Origin of the sequence: Catonella sp. (assembly GCF_052169795.1) — a bacterium.
Lineage (GTDB): Bacteria > Bacillota > Clostridia > Lachnospirales > Lachnospiraceae > Catonella.
Map to the genome: position 1 here is coordinate 1 of NZ_JBQNBU010000024.1, position 18641 is coordinate 18641.

The 18641-nt window shown below is 33.6% G+C and carries 16 protein-coding genes and 1 pseudogene; 16 read left to right on the forward strand and 1 reads right to left on the reverse strand.

Annotation, left to right across the window (positions count from 1 at the left end; all coding sequences use genetic code 11):
- Positions 1 to 188: pseudogene (locus ACTTKP_RS05320) on the forward strand (hypothetical protein); the annotation flags it as partial.
- Here the strand turns inward: ACTTKP_RS05320 and ACTTKP_RS05325 are convergent.
- A complete protein-coding gene (locus tag ACTTKP_RS05325; RefSeq protein ID WP_442552869.1) occupies positions 185 to 427 on the reverse strand; it encodes a hypothetical protein in 243 nt (80 codons plus the stop codon). The pseudogene ACTTKP_RS05320 and the gene ACTTKP_RS05325 overlap by 4 nt on opposite strands.
- A gap of 2 nt (positions 428 to 429) precedes the next feature.
- Between ACTTKP_RS05325 and ACTTKP_RS05330 the strand changes: the two genes are divergently transcribed.
- From ACTTKP_RS05330 to ACTTKP_RS05400, 15 genes are all read left to right on the forward strand, one after another.
- Complete coding sequence (locus ACTTKP_RS05330; RefSeq protein WP_442552870.1) at positions 430 to 783, forward strand: LPXTG cell wall anchor domain-containing protein; 354 nt, start codon at positions 430 to 432, stop codon at positions 781 to 783.
- 532 nt (positions 784 to 1315) lie between these two features.
- Positions 1316 to 3349 (forward strand): methyl-accepting chemotaxis protein, encoded by a 2034-nt coding sequence (locus ACTTKP_RS05335; protein ID WP_442552871.1) that lies wholly within the window; start codon positions 1316 to 1318, stop codon positions 3347 to 3349.
- 130 nt (positions 3350 to 3479) lie between these two features.
- Complete coding sequence (locus ACTTKP_RS05340; RefSeq protein WP_442552872.1) at positions 3480 to 5582, forward strand: methyl-accepting chemotaxis protein; 2103 nt, start codon at positions 3480 to 3482, stop codon at positions 5580 to 5582.
- A gap of 367 nt (positions 5583 to 5949) precedes the next feature.
- Positions 5950 to 7956, forward strand: a complete 2007-nt coding sequence (locus ACTTKP_RS05345) for a methyl-accepting chemotaxis protein (RefSeq protein ID WP_442552873.1) — start codon at positions 5950 to 5952, stop codon at positions 7954 to 7956.
- A 97-nt stretch (positions 7957 to 8053) separates the two neighbouring features.
- Positions 8054 to 8239 carry a 50S ribosomal protein L28 gene (gene rpmB / locus ACTTKP_RS05350; protein WP_442552874.1) on the forward strand — a complete coding sequence of 62 codons (186 nt, stop codon included), beginning with the start codon at positions 8054 to 8056 and terminating at the stop codon, positions 8237 to 8239.
- Between the two features lie 136 nt (positions 8240 to 8375).
- On the forward strand, positions 8376 to 9050 hold the full coding sequence (gene pyrE / locus ACTTKP_RS05355) for an orotate phosphoribosyltransferase (RefSeq protein ID WP_442552875.1): 675 nt from the start codon (positions 8376 to 8378) through the stop codon (positions 9048 to 9050).
- 344 nt (positions 9051 to 9394) lie between these two features.
- A complete protein-coding gene (locus ACTTKP_RS05360; RefSeq protein ID WP_442552876.1) occupies positions 9395 to 10219 on the forward strand; it encodes a hypothetical protein in 825 nt (274 codons plus the stop codon).
- Complete coding sequence (locus tag ACTTKP_RS05365; protein ID WP_442552877.1) at positions 10216 to 11793, forward strand: ATPase, T2SS/T4P/T4SS family; 1578 nt, start codon at positions 10216 to 10218, stop codon at positions 11791 to 11793. Before ACTTKP_RS05360 ends, ACTTKP_RS05365 begins: the two co-directional genes overlap by 4 nt.
- A complete protein-coding gene (locus tag ACTTKP_RS05370; RefSeq protein WP_442552878.1) occupies positions 11774 to 13369 on the forward strand; it encodes a hypothetical protein in 1596 nt (531 codons plus the stop codon). Before ACTTKP_RS05365 ends, ACTTKP_RS05370 begins: the two co-directional genes overlap by 20 nt.
- Positions 13370 to 13408: 39 nt before the next feature.
- Complete coding sequence (locus tag ACTTKP_RS05375; protein WP_442552879.1) at positions 13409 to 13816, forward strand: hypothetical protein; 408 nt, start codon at positions 13409 to 13411, stop codon at positions 13814 to 13816.
- A 9-nt stretch (positions 13817 to 13825) separates the two neighbouring features.
- The gene (locus ACTTKP_RS05380) at positions 13826 to 13984 is read left to right on the forward strand and encodes a hypothetical protein (protein ID WP_442552880.1); all 159 of its coding nucleotides are present in this window, start codon (positions 13826 to 13828) and stop codon (positions 13982 to 13984) included.
- On the forward strand, positions 13954 to 14430 hold the full coding sequence (locus ACTTKP_RS05385; RefSeq protein WP_442552881.1) for a hypothetical protein: 477 nt from the start codon (positions 13954 to 13956) through the stop codon (positions 14428 to 14430). The genes ACTTKP_RS05380 and ACTTKP_RS05385 overlap by 31 nt, the downstream gene beginning before the upstream one ends.
- Positions 14431 to 14452: 22 nt before the next feature.
- A complete protein-coding gene (locus tag ACTTKP_RS05390; protein WP_442552882.1) occupies positions 14453 to 14962 on the forward strand; it encodes a hypothetical protein in 510 nt (169 codons plus the stop codon).
- Between the two features lie 13 nt (positions 14963 to 14975).
- Positions 14976 to 15392, forward strand: a complete 417-nt coding sequence (locus tag ACTTKP_RS05395; protein WP_442552883.1) for a hypothetical protein — start codon at positions 14976 to 14978, stop codon at positions 15390 to 15392.
- A gap of 24 nt (positions 15393 to 15416) precedes the next feature.
- On the forward strand, positions 15417 to 18641 hold the full coding sequence (locus ACTTKP_RS05400; protein ID WP_442552884.1) for a DUF5704 domain-containing protein: 3225 nt from the start codon (positions 15417 to 15419) through the stop codon (positions 18639 to 18641).

The window sequence follows — 18641 nt, forward strand, 5'->3', positions numbered from 1 at the left end:
GCACCACCAACGGATCCACCGGCACCGCCAGTGGCACCGCCGAACGATCCACCAGCGAACCCACCGGCACCACCAACGGATCCACCGGCACCGCCAGTGGCACCGCCGAACGATCCACCAGCGAACCCACCGGCACCACCAACGGATCCACCGGCACCACCAGTGGCACCGCCGCCGGTAACCCCTAACGATCCGCCAGCGGATCCACCGGCACCACCAGTGGCACCGCCACCAACAACCCCGAATACACCACCGGAGAAACCGAAAGATCCGCCGGCGACCCCAAATACACCGCCGGAGAAACCGAAAGATCCACCGGAAAAACCGAAAGATCCGCCAGAAAAACCGAAAGATCCACCGGCGACCCCGAATACTCCACCGGAAAAACCGGAAGATCCACCTGCGACCCCACCGGAGCCACCAACATCGGTGACCCCACCGCCGGCGACCCCGAATACACCACCGCCAACACCGGTGACACCGCCACCAACACCGGAGATACCGGAATATCCGATATCCGAACCACCTGATCCTAATGATCCTAACAGTCCGGATGAATTTATAGCGGTAGATGAAGATGGAACACCTCAAGGACGCTATGTGAAGAAGAAAATGCCGGATGGAACAAATAAGTATGTTGAGGTAGATACAGATGAAATTCCAAAAGGAGTTACTACCCTTCCGAAAACCGGAGGTGCATCAAATAACTTTTATTATGTGGCAGGTTTGATGTTGATTGCGATGGCAGGATTTGTTATTAAAAGGAAAGATGATTGTCGATAAAAAGACATAAATTATTGCATTTATATTCGATAAATGATTCTTTTCCATATATTATTTATAAAGAACACCAGTGAAACATAAGTGTAGCTGGTGTTTTTTTTTGACTATACATAAGGTTGTATTTTTCAAACAGCTAAATTCATTTAATTGTGTCCCTTCCTAAAATTCCCTTTGTAAGAGGCACCTATCAGACTAAATGCAACACCATGTTTCATATAAGCTGAAAAAAAACTACAAGCAGCAATTTATTAATAGTTTTACGGAGAAAACTGATTGACAGATGGATATAGATTGTGGTATTCTCATAAAGCTATATTCCATGAAAGCTTTTTTGGTAAGTATGCCGGCTCTATATAATAAACCATATGCAGTTAAAAAGTTTATAATTGTGAATTTTTATTAGTGCTAGTGCAAAATGAAGTAATCCTTGTAAAAATATGAGTAAGCAGCCATTTTTTGCGTGTCAAAAGAGAATTTTATACTTTTGAGGCGTGTATCATAAAAATAAAAAATAAGAAAAGGAATGGTAGACATGAAGAAAAAAGGATTTAAAAGCATTAAAAGTATGATTTTGTTGGGTGGCTTTGCAACTATAACCTTAATATGTATGATTATCCTGTCAATTAGTTCGGTATTATCATATAACGCTTTTAAGGAACAGGTGCAAGAAGATATGCATGTTATAGCAAAACAGGTGTCGGAAAAACTTGTATCTGACATAGAAACGACGGAGAAAGTTGTTGAAGAACTTGCTATAAATCCGATGCTTTTTTATGGGGGGGGGGGGTACACAAAGGATGAAGTTGTGAGTTTCTTTGAGAAAAGAGCTAAAGAAACCGGCTTTAGTTTATTTTTTACAGTAAATGAAAAAGGTAAAGGTGTTAATCTCACTCAAAAAAGCGAAACTTTTGATGTGTCGGATACTGAGTATTTTAAGCATTCCATCAAAGGAGAAACATATACAAGCTCCATAATAAATGATGTAGTGACGGGCGAAAAAATCATTATTATATCAACGCCATACTATGAGCCGGGTACAAATAAGTTGGCAGGAGTTTTTGCCGGCATAAAAAGTGTAGATTTTATTTCAAAAATGTGTGCAGATTTTAAATGGGGCGAAACCGGAAATATTGCAGTTTATGATGAAACTACAAATGTTGTCGGACATACCAATGCTGATGTACTTGCAAGTGGACTTAATCTTATAGAAAAAGCAAGTACAGATAAAGAGTATAAGTCTGTTGCAGAATTTTTCAAAAGGGCAATTGATAGCAAAACAGATGTTGTAGGAACTTATGATTGGTTTGGGAAGAAAAGGTTTGGAGCGATATGTAATATAGCAGAGAGAGGGTATATTACACTTGTTGCAATAAATGAAGATGAAATGTTTGGACATTTGAATAAATTACAGTTTAATCTTTTGCTACTTATAATAGGTTTAACTTTACTTGGTGTAGCAATGATATATTTTACATTTGCAAGACCTTTAGCTAATGTATTTAAAAACTTAAAAACAGATTTACTTAATATAGCAAATTACGATTTAAGCAAAGAATCTGTAAAAGATTATTCAAGGAGAAAAGACGAGATAGGCGATATTTATGATTCTACTACAACTTTAAAGAATAATATCGTAAGTATAATTTCAAATATATCTTCCCATGCTCAAAATACAGCAGCAACAGCAGAAGAGCTAACAGCAACTACACAAGCAACAACAGAAACTGCTAATGAGGTTGCAAATGCTGTGAGTAATATAGCAGATGGAGCTACAAGTCAAGCAGAAGACACTCAAAATGCAACTAAGAATGTAGAAAATACAAATAATTTATTAAGCCATACACTGGCTGTGTTGGAAGAATTGTATAAATCAACAGAATTTATAAACGAAAAGAAAGAAGAAGGAAGTAAAACCTTAGAAGAATTGTTGCTTGCAACAGGCAGAGTTAGTGAGAGTTCTCGAGAAATAGCTGAGATAATCGCTCAAACAGATGAAAGTGCAGAGAAAATATCGAGTGCGAGTGATATGATACAGTCGGTTTCGGATCAGACTAATTTACTTGCCTTGAATGCTGCAATCGAAGCAGCCAGAGCTGGCGAAGCGGGGAAAGGCTTTGCAGTGGTTGCAGAAGAAATAAGAAAACTTGCTGAGCAGACAGCGGGATTTACAGGCGATATAAAAATTACAATTACCGATTTACAGGAAAAGACTAAAAAAGCTGTTGAAGCTATGGAGTTTGCAAAAGAAGCTGTAAATGAACAAGAAATGAAACTTGATGAAACAGGAAATAAATTCAATCAGATAACTGAGGCTTTAGGGAAGAGTCAAGAAATAGTAAATGAAGTATCGCAAGAGGCTAAAGCTATTGTTAAAGGAAATGAAGAAATAACAAAGGTTATTGAGAGCCTTTCAGCAATAGCAGAAGAAAATGCAGCGACAACAGAAGAAGTTTCTGCATCTGTAGATATACAAGTACAATCAATACAGGGCATATCTGAAGCGAGTGAAAACTTGGCTGAGATAGCGACAGATTTACAGACGGAAGTTTCCAAGTTTATTATTTAGGTGATAAATCAAGAATAATATAAGCTGAACTCAAAAACATACAATTATGGTTTTGAAATCCAACTTTGATGGATAGTTATTTTAAATTATGTTAAATACTTTTGAGAGAAAAGATAGGGAGAAACATAGTATGGATGTAAAAAGTAGTAAGTTAAATAGCCTTGGTGTTAAGACAGGAATTATAATAGCGGTAATATTATTTGTTGTGTTTGGTGGAAAAGCAGTTTATGATACACAAAAAAATTATAGGGAAGCAATTATAAATGGAGAGAATTACAGGTTAGAGGAAACGAGAAAATACGCAAGCAAGTTAGAAATGAAGTTTACACAGGCTTATCAAATTGGGTACGATATAAAATCAGTAGTGGAAAACACAATGTCAAAAATCCCTACAGAAAATAGAAATAGGGATTTGATACTTAGTAATATTTCGGCGATTTTGGAATATGATGACCTGGTATATGGGATAGGGATATTCTTTGAGCCTAATAAGTTTGATGGCAAAGATGCTGATAATGGACGATTTTCAAAATATATAGAAAAAAATGATGGAAAGATAAGTATTGTTGATGAGGATAACATTGACAATGTAGAGTGGTATACACGCCCGTTGTCGGAGAAAAAAACAATAATAACAGACCCTTATCTTGACACAGATGGAACAATGGTAACATCATATTCTTTTCCAATTTTATCAGAGTCGACTGGTATAGGCGTAATTGTGGTAGATGTTTTAATTGATGATGTACAACAAGAATTAAAAGAAAACTCTAACGGCTCTGAAGATTTTAAAGGGGTAATTACTGATAAAGGGATATTTGTTGCTAATGCTATGGATGATAGTCAGCTTTTGAAAAACTTATTTGACCAAATTCCTGAAGCTAAAAACAGTGTTCAAGAAGCTGTTGCTAACGGGTACAAAATAAACAAAGAAATAATAGCCGGAACAAATCTTATGGGTAAAGAGATATATGTTCCTGTTAATCTAAAAGGGGTAAACAATAAATGGTGTTTTGAATCGGTAACATCAATGGATTACCTGCTTAAAGATGTAAAACAAACTGCAATGATAACTATTATATTTAACATAAGCCTGATCATTGCCATGGTAACTATAATAATTGTTTTGTTATACAAAAAAGTGGCATGCCCATTATCTATTGTTGAGAAAGCTATGTCGAAAATGTCTAATTATAATTTAGATGTGAATGACGAAGCGAAGAAGGCAGCGAGGTATATGGATAACAAAGATGAAATAGGAAGTGTTATGAGATCCATAAGGGATATGAGTGCCGCTTTAGTATCCGTAATATCAGGAATCTCATCTCATTCGCAAAATACTGCTGCAACAGCCGAAGAGCTTACAGCAACAGCTCAGGCAACATCTGAGATGGCAAATGAAGTGTCGATAGCGGTTACCAATATAGCTGAGGGAGCTACAAGCCAGGCACAGGACACACAGAGTGCAGCTCAATCAGTAGATACCTCTAATTCACTTCTTGAAGCTATGATTGAAACCTTACATGAACTTTCAGATGCTACAGAGACAATAGATAAGTGCAAGAACGAAGGTAATGAGACCCTTAAAGAACTGATTAAGATATCAGATGAGAACAGGGAAATCTCAACTAAAGTCAGCCGGGTTATAGATGAGACCAACCAGGCAACTGAGAAGATATCAAGTGCTTCTGAAATGATACAGTCTATTTCAGACCAGACAAATCTTCTTGCTCTTAATGCGGCTATAGAGGCAGCCAGAGCAGGTGAGGCAGGTAAGGGCTTTGCGGTAGTTGCTGATGAGATTAGAAAGCTTGCAGAACAGAGTGCAGGATTTACAAATGAAATCAGAGGTGTTATTGACGAGCTGAAGGTTAAGGCTGAGTCAGCAGTTGACATGATGGAAGACTCTAATAAGATGGTTGTTGAGCAGAGTAGAAAGGTTGCTGAAACTAGCGAGAAGTTTGAGGAAATTTCAAAAGCTGTAGAGAGCTCCAAGGTTATTGTAGGTGAAATAAACAGAGCTTCAAAGACTATTGAAACTGAGAATAGCAATGTAATTAAGTTTGTTGAGAATCTTTCAGCTATAGCTGAAGAGAATGCAGCTACTACAGAGGAAGCTGCAGCTAATGTAGATACTCAGGTTCAGTCTATTGCAGATATTTCACAGGCTAGTGAAAATCTTGCTGATATTGCAATGCAATTGCAAGCTGAAGTTTCAAAGTTTAATATGTGATATAAAACTTAATTAATAAAAGTTGTCTAAGAAATAAAGCAATTGTACTCAAATGCAATTACTGAAATGAAGGTAGCAGAACCTATTATAAGGTTTGCTACCTTTTTGTTTTAATAGGAAGATTATTTAAAATTATCTATTAAAAATAAATTATTTTTAGAATTTTAATAATTAATTTAAAATAGTGATAAAACTATTGCAAAAATATCAGAAATTTATTAAAATGTAACTATAATAAGAATGATGAAAATTCATAATAAGTAGTTAAAAATATTTATAATTATATAATATTTTAACAATTATATAATTATGAAATAATGAATTTTCTGCATTAATAACTAAAAATTTAATTTTTGGAGGAGAAAAAATGAGAAAATTATCAATTAAAACATTAATTACGGTTTGTTTTGCAGGAATACTCATTGTTTCCAGTTTGCTCATGCTTCTTGTAACGCAGGGTATGGTAAAAAAATATTTTAGAAGACAGGTGCATGATGACATGAAAGTTATAGTTGGACAGGTAGCCAACAACATAAATATGGAAATGAAGCTGGTTGAGAGTTCTGTAACTGAACTTTCTCAAAATGCTCTTTTAGCTGATAGGTACTCACTTTGGAGTGAAAAAACAAACTTTTTTGGAAATAGGGCAAAGGAACTTGGATTTAAAACCTTTTTTTATACTGATCTTGTGGGGAAAGCTACAAATATAACTCCTGAAGCTGAAGTGTTTGATGTTTCTGAAATGGAATATTTCAAGCAGGCATTAGCAGGCAAGATTTACATATCTGAAATAATTAATGATACAAAGGATGGCTCAAAAGTTATAGTAATTGCAGCTCCATACTATAGATATGGTCAGATAGAAGGTGTATTTGGAGCAGTGAAAAGCATGGACTTTATGAATAAACTCTGCGCAGAGTTTGAATGGCAGTCATCAGGTATTCTTTCGGTATTTGACAGTAATACACAGTTAATTGCTCATACTAACAGCCAGTTAGTAGAAGAAGGAATTAATGTAATGGATAAGGCATCGGATACTGCTTATGATGGATTGGTAGATTTTTTTAATAATGAAGTAAAGCAAAATGATTCAGGCGTAGGAGAGTATAAGTTTTCAGGTAATAAAAAACTGGCAGGTTATTATAATCTTAAGAGCAGAGGGCTTACCTTGATTACATCTATAGATGAGGATGAAGTATATGCTCCTAGTGGGGAACTTACGGTATTATTGCTTGTAATTTCTATAATTATACTTGTCATTGGTATTGTAGCAGTATTTTTCATTGCATCGCTCTTAGCTAAGGCTATAAAGTCCTTGAAGGAAGATATTACAAAGTTAGCAGAATATAATTTGAGAGCTGAGCCTGAGAATGATTATTCGAACAAACAAAATGAAATTGGAGATATTTACAGGGCAACTCAAGAGCTTAAGGCAAATTTCGTAGAAATTATAGAAAAGATGATTAATTCTTCAAAAGAGCTGAATTTATCCTGTCAGAGTTTCTTTGATAAATCAGATAAAATCAGTGAATCTACAGAACAGATTGCAAAAACTTTGGAAACTGTAGCACATAGTGTAAGTTCACAGGCAGAAGATACTCAAATTGGTGTGGTTCAGGTGGAAAATTTGAGTGAAATGATTGATAAAAATGATTCCAATCTTAAAATATTGAAAGATGCTTCGGGAAATGCAGAAGAGTTAAAGAATGAGGGAATGATTACAATGTTAGAGCTTTTAAAGTCTACTGAAAGCAATAAAGTTATATCAGGGGAGATAAAGGAGGCTATTGACAATACCCAGATAAGTGTTGATGAAATAAAGTCAGCCGGTGAGATGATTCGTTCTATAGCAGAGCAGACCAATCTTCTTGCATTGAATGCTGCTATAGAGGCAGCTAGGGCAGGTGAGGCAGGTAAGGGATTTGCAGTAGTTGCAGAAGAAATAAGAAAGCTTGCAGAAAATTCAAGTAAGTTTACAGAGAATATTAATCAGTCTGTAAATGAATTGCTAAAGCGTACAGCTTATGCAGTAGAAAAGATAAATGAATCTGCTGAAATAGTGGTTAATCAGGCACATAATGTTGATGAAGTTGAAGTTCGTTTTAAGGGAATTTCAGATGCAATTACTAAGCTAAAATTGGCTATGGATGAAATTATTATTTCAAACAAACAGATTGGCGAGGCACAAGGAAAATTATACGATATTATGCAGAATACTTCAGCATTATCAAAAGAAAATTCAGCTGCTACGGATGAAATCTCTGCATCTACTGAGGAACAGGCAAGGACATTTGAAGAGGTAAAGAATGAAAGTCATGCCCTTATGGAACTCTCCATGGAACTTGATGAGGTTATTAAAAAATTTAAGTTATAAGACTTGCAATTACAACGAAATTCTGTTAAAATACTTGCTAGTGTGTTTTGTGTTTAGATAATCTAAAATTTCCATTGGAGATAGAGGAGGTGCTGTAATGGCAAAGTGTGAAGTTTGTGGAAAAGGCGTTAGCTTCGGTATAGCTGTGAGTCATTCCCACAGAAGAAACAACAGATCTTGGAAGGCTAATGTAAGAACTGTCAGGGTTAAAACTCCGGGCGGTGCTAAGACTATGCATGTTTGTGCTGCATGCCTTCGTAGTGGCAGTGTAGAGCGTGCGTAATTAAATAATGATAAAAGAGGCTGTTACCGGAGTAGTGACAGCTTTTTTTATTGAGTAGGAATTTCTTTGAAGTTTATTAAATAGGGCATTTGTATGTAATTATAGAATTTATAACAAGATAGTTAGGAGATTTGATATGGAGCAGTATAAGAAAGAGTTTATTGAATTTATGGTTGAATGTGAAGTTCTTAAATTTGGTGATTTTACGCTTAAAAGTGGAAGAAAATCACCATTTTTTATGAATGCAGGAGCTTATGTTACCGGCGGACAGTTAAGGAAACTTGGCAAGTTCTATGCAATGGCAATACATGAAGCTTATGGTGATGATTTTGATATACTGTTTGGACCTGCTTATAAGGGAATTCCATTATCTGTAGCTACAGTAGCAGCATTTGATGAACTTTATGGAAAGGAAATCAGATATTCTTCTAATAGGAAAGAAATCAAAGACCATGGCGATACAGGAATATTACTTGGAAGTAAGATGAAATCAGGGGATAAGGTGGTTATAATTGAGGATGTTACTACATCGGGCAAGTCCATTGAAGAAACTTATCCTATCATAAAGTCAATGGGAGATATAAATGTAGTAGGAATGATGGTTTCTCTTGACAGAGGTGAAAGGGGAAAGGGGGAAATAAGTGCCCTTAATGAAGTTGCAGAAACATATGGTTTTCCTACCGGAGCAATAGTTACGATGAAAGAAGTAATAGAGTATTTATATAATAGAGAAGTCAAGGGAAAAATTGTCATTGATGATGAGCTTAAAGTAAGAATTGATGAATATTATAAGCAGTATGGAGCAAAATAAATTTTTAATATTAAAAAAAATTGATATTTTACTACTCTATTGAAGTAAAACTGAATAAATGACAAAAATTTTGGCTATTTTGTATATCATTAGCTTAATATTATGTATAGTTTGCACAAAAATACTTGGTAAATTACTGGGTTTAAACTTTGTCTGAATTGTACAAAAAATCAGATACTTTTTCTATTCATATACTCCTTAAAATATCTTTACAAATGATATTTTAGGGAGTATTATTTTTTTTAGGGAAACATATAACTTAAATCTGATGATAGAGTTCTTTATTTTTATTTATTACTTTATTAAATCAAATTAATTCAATTTTTAATGTTTGGGAGGTATTTATGCTTGTGGCCTTTTGGAGCAGTGCAGAGATACGAACAGGAGTTACTACTAATACTGCGCTGATTTCTCATTTTTATGCTCAAAGATATAAGAAAAAAGTAGCACTATTCGAAAATCATGTTCCGGGAAGATATGGATTAGAGGATATTTTAATTGGTAAAAAACAGTTGCCATTTCTTTTTGAAGAACCAATTTACTATAATAGAAATAATAATATAAATTATTTTTATGGATTAATGAAGGCCGGGCTTCCGGTAAATGGATTAAGTAATGCAGCCTTAAGGATGGCAAATGGCAGGTTGCATTATTTTCCACAAAACTCATTAAACCATGATCTCTTTGATTATGAAATGAATAAGATAATTGACAGATTATTAGATGAACTAAATGAAAGGTATGAAGTAGTATTTTCAGATTTAAAAAGAACACATACTATGACAACAAAGAAGATTATAGAAAGAGCAGATCTTTTATTTATTAACTTACCACAGGATGACATTGATATTAATGGAATTTTAAATGAATATTCTTTAGATAAAAATAAAGTTTATTTCATTGTAAGCAGGTATAAAAGTGCATCTGATACTAAATTTGACGAATTGATGTCTGAGTATGGTATTACGGAAGAGAGAATATCATATATTCCTTATTATGAATCGTTGGCAGGAATATGTAAAAATGGTAATTTAGCAAGTTTTTTAATAAAAAATTTGTGGTCTACAAGAAGAGAAAAAAGTTATGAATTGGTTTCACAGCTGAGAAAACTTACAGCATATATAAGAGATATGGCAGAGAAGCAAGAGGAAAAGGAGCTGAGTATATGATAAGCAGCTTTGATGAACTTTTAATAGCTGTAAAAGGAGACTTTACACAGCTGTTAAGGGTTAATTTGAATATCGGACCATTTCTGATGAAAGAAAAAATGGCAAGAATAGAAAGAAGGGAGGAATTGAGAGAGGCATTAAGAACTTGTGGCTCAGGAAATGAGGCATCCAAGATATTTGTTAAAAATTACATTACATCATTGCTGTCAGAGAAATATAAAATATCTGAAGAAAACATTGGCTTATTTTTAATGGAAGATGCTGAATATAAATTTAAACTGATGTTAGAAAAGAGTATAGCAAAATATGGGAAACTTGGACTTGAAAAATTAATTGATATATATTTTTCAGAAGTGATAAACAGGCATAATAAAAGAGACATAGGGGAAAGAGAATTGAACCGAGCCTTTACAAAAATTAGAAATCATCAAGTTTCCTTTCCGGAGAAAATGGAATTTTTATGCCAAAAAATTTATGAAAATTACAAAGGAAACGGAATTATAGATACTCTGTTGCCGTTAGTAATAGATGGAATTTCCGGTGGAGTTTCAAATAATAACGGTAGTTTTTATGTTTGGATGATGTATAAAGGTAATACAATAAGTCTTTCATTTTTAAAATTTAGCGGAGAGGCTGAAATTAAGAGAATTTGCAGAAATTTATGCAAAAGTTATGGAATTGGACAGCTATCGGAGAGAAGAGGATATGTTGTAACGGAACTTGCAGATGGCTCTAGGGCATCCATATCCAGACCTCCATTTTGCGAAAGTTGGAGTTTTTTTATAAGAAAATTCAGAATGGAAAATATTTTGGAATTAGAGGACATAATAATAGGAGAAGGAGCGGATAATATAATTAAGCTGTTGAAATATCTGGTAATAGGTGAAAGATTGATTGCAATTACCGGTGAGCAGGGCTCAGGAAAAACTACTCTTTTAGCATCAATGGTCAAGTATATTCCTGATTGGCTGAATATAAGGGTTGCAGAGATGTCTTTTGAGTTACATCTGCGTTCCAGGTTACCGGGGCGGAATATAGTAAGCTTTAAGGAAACTGATGGGATAGGAATACAGGAGGGGCTTGATTTTACTAAAAAAACAGATGGTAATGTGACTATATTGGGAGAAGTTGCAACTATGCAGGCAGTGCTCTTCTTGGTTCAGATTGCACAGAATGCATCATCATTTACCTTATTTACCCATCATGCAAAGAACACAGAAGCTCTTGTGCATTATATAAGAAATTCTCTTCTTATGCAGGGAAATTTTAGAAATGAAAGAGTAGCACTTATGCAGGCAGTGAATTCAGTAAGAATAAACATACACGTTAAAAAGAATTCTTTGGGTAAAAGATATATTGAAAAAATAAGTGAGATTGTGCCTTGTGAAAACGAGCAGGGGTTTACTGAGAAGATTATTGCCTGCAATATACGGGGTGAATATATGTTGAAGGAGGAATTAAGCAGAGAAACGGAGGAGGCTATTTATGAAAGGCTGTCTGAAAGTGAAGAAATGGATTTTATCAAATATATCAGGCAGTGGCAGAAGGTAAAAGATGGAAAAATGTTTATATAGTATTTATAAAATTTTGTGTTTAAGTGGCATAGGAAAATTAGTTATAGGAAAAACAGAATATGAGGTTGGGAGATATCTGCCGTTTGATGATTTTGGATTGGGAGTTAATACAGTTAAATTGTTAATGACTAATATATTAAAGTCAATATTGATATTTGCGATAGCTTTGATAATTGCGGGCGGTGATAATAAATACTTTATTGGGGCTTTAGTTTTGGGAATAGCGATGTATGAAGACAGTTTTGCAAAGTGGAAGAGAAAACAGGAAAAGCACCTGCTTAAACAGTTATCTATGTATTTAAATGAGTTGAGAAGGGAGTATTATCGTTTTGGGGATGTGGAGGAAGCTTTTTTGGCAGCTTTTTCAGCTGCTGGAGAAGAACTTAAACTTCACCTTGGATTAATTGAAGAGGAACTGGATGGAAATGGGATTCCGGAAAATTATAAAGTAGCAAGCCCTAATAGGTTTCTGTTTATTTTCATAGCAATTTGCCAATGTGGTATAAAATATGGAGATGCTGATAATATATTTATATCTAACATAGATGAGCTTCAGAAAAATATTGATTCAGACTTATTAAAATGGGAAAGAGAAGATTTCATTTTTAGTACGGTATTTTTTGCAATAAGCTTTGCAATAATAACAATGCCGGTAATGGAAAGATGGGCAGTATCACAGGTAGGGGATTTAGCAGATTTTTATAATGGTTTTAGAGGAAGTCTGACTAGGATTATATGCATAATTGTTACAATGCTCTTTATCATATTTTTTGAAAAAATGCAAGAAATTAGAGAAGATGGAATAGAACCGATTTTATCAATGCTGATGGAAAATAAGCATATAAATAAGGTGCTGAAATGGATGTTTGAGCATAGGGGAATGGAAAATGGGAAAGTGGCTAAAATTTTTAATGAGAATTTTCCGGAAAAATCATATCAGCATTTTATATTAATGCGGTGGCTCTGTTTCTTCAGCAGTTTTGGAATTATCACTATGTGGGCAGGATATTGGAAATTATCGTATTTTATGATTATTCCAATAATATTTATTTCATTTTTAATGAGTTACATTCCATATACAGGTCTGGTTATAGATGGGATGTTTTATGAAGCAGTTCTTGAAGAGGAGATAGGGCAAGTAAGGCTTATGACTATTTCTTTGGCGAGCGTTATAGGAATGACGGTTGAAGAAATTTTGCTATGGACTGAAAATTTTACACTTATTCTTAAAGAGAGTGTGGCTTCTTGCATAGATGAGCTGGATGTTGATGAGCATAAGGCATTAGACGGTTTAAGGAGCCGTTGGCAAAAGACAAGCTTTATAAATGTAATTGATGACCTGATAGCAAGTGACAAAATAGGCATAAGTGAAGCTTTTAAGGATTTGATGTCAAGAAAAGATTACTACACGGCAAAAAGACGACAGGAGCAGGAACTCATAGTAAGAAAAAAAGAAGCAATTATCTCTACTTTTTTATATTTGCCATTTATGCTGACTGTTGGAGCTTATATGATAGTACCGTTTTTAGTTATAAGTATCAAAAATCTTTTGGATGTAACAGTAAAATTAACTTAATTCCAATAATTTGGAGTAAATTTTGAAAGGAGAAATAATATGAGTAACGGATTAAAAGGATTGACATTGGCGGCAGGAGTGATTATTACCTGTATAGTTATAAGTATTGCATTCTTTGTGACTAGGGAAGCTAAAGATATAGCTGCACAAGGAATAAATCAGATGGGGGAATACACAACAGAGATGGGAAATGGAGGGATTGAGTTTTATAATGGTCTGACCTTATCCGGTAATGAAGTGATAAGAACGGCAAAAAGATTAAAGGGTAAGACAAATATTTATATAGTTACCAATGAAACAAAGGGTAAATCATCTGAAGGAGTTAAGGTTGAAACTTCAGCGTGGCTTACGGATAATGTTTATCAATATGGAAATTTTGTTGGCAAGGTTCAATATAAAGATGATGGAAGTGTGGATAGGCTTACCTTTATCCAACAGGTTCAATAAGAGAAGACGATGATTAGAATATTAGAATTATTAAAAAAATCAGCTAATTTATTGTTATTTACAGCAGCAATAAGCCAGATTTTTCTATATGAAGTGTTTAGTGAAAATCTGGAAAAAATGATTAAGATGGAGATAGTATGGAGGTTTTTGGTAAATTTTGGAGCATAATAATAGGGTTTATACTGATATTTATATGTCCCATATATCTTATTCAGATAAGGATAAAGTCGCTTATAGATATCGAAACTATTAATCTTACAGATAGATTTGTAGATAAAGTTAAGTACACGGGATATATTGACAGAATGGAATTGAATAATTTTTATGTTAATCTTTCTAAGATTGCTGAAGATAAGGAAGTAAGGCTTTTGCATAGAAAAAGGGCAGTGAGACCGATTTTTAATGCCGGTGATATTATTGACAGTCATGAGTTCTATATGGAAGTATCAGATGCAGAAATAAAGAATTTATTAAAAAATAATTCCAAATATAAGTTTAAGATTGGTGATGAAATATGTTGTGCAATACACGATAAGAGTAAAATGTTTAATATGTTTCCGCAAAAAACTGTAGAGTTGGGAGGAATGATAGAAAACGAGTATATCCAAAATTAGTTCACTTGTTTCTGTGTTTATAATGGTTATTGTATTTATAGGAAGTTTAAAAATACAGTCATTGTACATGATGTATGAAGAAGGTATTATTTCAGAAAATAAGATAATGGAATTAGCAGGTGCAGGAGCAAGTGATGTACAGGATGATTTTAGAACTGCCGGATATAATATAAAACATAAATATTCAGACGATCATTTGAAAAAAGATTTATTTGGAGCTAAAAGTTCGGTATCAAAAAATGAAAGAACTATGTTTTGGTCAGAGTATGTAAATAAAATAAAAGAAGACCGGCTTTTTATTAAATCTGGAAAAGACATAAAGTCTAATGGAAATTTGAAAGAAATTTATAAGCTTAAGTCTGAAAACAAAGAAAGAATATATTATTTCTTATATAATAATATATATCATAATACATATTTCTGTAGCCACCTACCTGATAATAGAAGTTTGATTAAAATATATTCTTCAATGGAAGAGTGTGCATTGTCAGGGGGATTGCCTTGTAAGGAATGTGTGTTGGGACTTAAATGATGGGGAGGTAGATTTGGAAAATTCTTTGAAAATGCTGACTATTTCAGCAGGAATTTTTATAACTTGTGTGGTTATCAGCTTTAGTATTTTGGTAATGCATGAGGGAAGGTCTTTGGGAAATGTTTTTTTGAATAATATTATTGAAAAGGAAAAGGATTATAGAGAATATAATTTAGCGAAATATGATACGGAAATATTGACTGGGGCAGAAGTTATAAATATTACAAGAAAGTATCAAAATGATATAGAGGTTAAGATAATTAATTATAGAGGCAGTAAAATATTTTCAAAATATAATGAATTTAGTATTGCCGGCAATACACCGGAGAGCAGCTTTTATATAGAACCTTATGATGATTATATAGGTTCTGTTGGAAGAAATGCAAATGGTAAAATTAATAGATTAAAATTTGAAATAAAAAGAGGATGATATGTATACAGGCTATGAAAGTAAATGAAAAATATGAAAAAATGTAAATTGACCTGCTTTATTATTGCCTTTGTAATGGCTTATATTTCTTTGTTTAATTTTAAAACAGTAAAAGCTTCAATAGATTTTGTTATAAATAAAAATAATGGTGACATAGAATGGAAATCTATGGCAGGTATAGCAAGTACAGGAATCAGATGGCAGATAAAAGGCTATTATTTATCTTTAGAGCCTTCTAAAAATTTAGGATATCCACTTGAAAGAACCAGTCCGATGATAAAGCTGTATGTCAATAAGCATACTGTTAAGGCAACGCATATTGGAAAAGAGGGGGATAATTATATAGTTAATAATGTACTTTTGGGGAAATATGTGAAAAAGCAAATTATTTCTAATAGCCGATTTTACTCTGAGATGATAAAAAAATATAAAAAAGGTGATAAATATTTATATCTGGATACATTTTTTGAGACATATTCAGTTGTTTCAGATCTAAATATAAAAACTAAGGTTATTGCTGCTTATAGGTTGAAGAAAGAAGCGGACTTTTTTAAACCGGAAGGGAAATATATCTATGTAAATGGAGAAAAGTATGATTATGATAGTCAAAAAAATATAGTTAAAAAAATCAGAAAAAATGATTTGACAGATATAATAAAGATAAAAAATGCTGAACAATGGAATGAGGAAGCTAAAAAACAATGGTTAAATCATGATTATTATAATCATAAATTTGTATATGATATTTATTCTAATGTAATTGTTAAGTATGTTGATGAAAATGGCTTTCTTATAGGAAAGAAAAAAGCCGGAATTAAGTTAAATAATTCTGTGGTAAAAGAGGTATTGGACAATGGGAATAAAATCAACAATCCTCATTATGAATACAAAAATGGAGAAAAGTATTTGGGTGACGATGTAAAAATTATTTTCCCTAAAAAACTGATTGTTACAAAGAACAATAAAAAAATAAAATATAAACTGAAAGCAAGTGAACAATATGCTGAAGAAGGTGCAATAGATCCAAAACATCATCAATCAGGAGATAAAGCAGCTGTACAGAAGTTGACTTTGGGAGCTGATAATGCGGTAGTAGTAGGGATATATAAGAGAAAGAACGGAATTCCTAAAGAAGATGAGGATGAAATGTCCAATGAACTTGAGGAACCGGAACCTATAGGAGTGATTGAATCCGGAACTCTTGATAATTCACCTTTTGATATTGTGGATGGTATCCCTACAGATGAATATTATTATAAAAATGTTGTTACTGAAGAATATCTGCTTAAATATAGATTTAAAAATAAAAGTGGAGAGAAGTTGTATAAGGTAAGGAGTTATATAACCTGGCATCTGAGCTGGGTTACGGGTAAGGGAAAAAATGCCGTAGTACACAAAGCAATTAAAAAGAGGGATTATATAACACAAATAAAGAGAAAGTATTCATACTGGTATATTGATAATTTGGAGGTATATACATTGGATGGTGCAATCTTATACAATCAGGCTTTGCCTGATAGCGGAGTTAAAATGATTCCCAAAGGATACATCAGACCTAAAATAGAATGCATAGCAGATACATTGGAAAATAAACATTTAAAACCTCCACCGGAAAGTCTTAAGATAATAAATTTGGGCACAAAACATATAAATGCTTCAAACATACCACCATATAATCCCAAAAAGGAAATTGAGGCTGCAGTGGGGGATGTTTTGGTAAAAAATGACAGCCTTTCTATTAATGGAAAAGTCATTATGGATGGAAAAGAAGTCAGAAAAAAAACAGCTGTTCCTGTTGAAGCTGAGGCAAAAGGTAAAAAAACTGAAAAGAAGGTACTATATGAATTTGGCAATAAAATTGAAAGAACTACACAGAATGATGTTTATGACAGCAGTGGGAAAGTAATATATGTTTTAACTAAGAGTATAAATCCGGAAGATGGTGATAATCTTGAATTTGATATAGAGGGAATAAATCCGGTTACAGTTCATACACCTGTAATCTGTGATTATAATATAGCAGATGCAAAGAACTGGTGTCAGCTTATAAAACCGGATAAATCTTTGTATCAGCTTGTACTTGAAAAAGGATTTGATATTGATGTTTTAACTACCGGTAAACATCTGGATATTAAAGGATATGGTTATAGAGATTATGCGAAGTATGTACTAAAAAAAGAAATTATCTTCCCTTTTGATGTACTTGCTGATGGGCGACTGTGCCATGCAAATGAACCTGTAGAGGTATCGGGAAATACACATTTTCATCTGCCAATGACTGTAGATGAAGGAAAATATGTAATTTTAGTAAGAACTTATGCAATAAATTGTTTAAATCAGCAAAGTGCAGAAGACTATGCTAATCTTTCCAGAGAAAATTATGCTGCTGAAAATAGGATAGGGGTTGAAGTTAGTGGGAGACTTATAGACTTTACACTTAAAAATGTTAAAAATACCAAGATATGGCAAAACAATAATGGGGAATTTGTTCTTGGTGGTGGAGCCAAGCTTGATAAACTGCCTTTAATAGAGGGGGATAATCCGAACTTTAAAAATGAAGGTGCTTTTAAGAAAGGATATGCTGTTAAGTATGCGATGACTACAATAGGTAATTATTATGATGAGATATATGGGATAAGGCTGGACTTTGATTTTCATGTGATAAATAATGTGACAGCAGAAAGAACAGCAGTTGATATTTACTATGAAGAAGTATCTGAAAAAGACGATAGGATGCTTGGTCTAATAAAAATTGGCAGTAAAAAAGATAAGAACAATGTTCACTGTGTAAAAAATGGTGATAAAGAGATAGGTTTATTCAGGTATGACAGGGCATTGCTCCCTAAACAATTATTAGCTGTAGGAAGTAATAGGTATATTCAAAGATGGGAAGGAGAGTACTCTTTACCCGAACGCATATATGTATGTGAGAAAGGGTTTAACTTGGAAACTTACATGAAAAAACATATGTCAATCAATTTTGATGAAAAATTTTGGATTAAAAGTGGTCAGCTGATAGTTTCAGCAGATATTTCCGCTATGAAGGGAGGAGAAAAGATTTTAAGCTATATAAATGATAAAAATGAGGCAGAAGGGTATTTTAATAACTGGAAATATGAAACTGCTGGAAGGAGAAAGTATAGCACGGGAGGCAGGGAGTTCAAATTTATTGATGGAGATTTATTTGCATATGACTTATCGAAAAAAATTTGGGAGGAGAGAAGGGCAGAAGTAAAAAAGGTATATTAA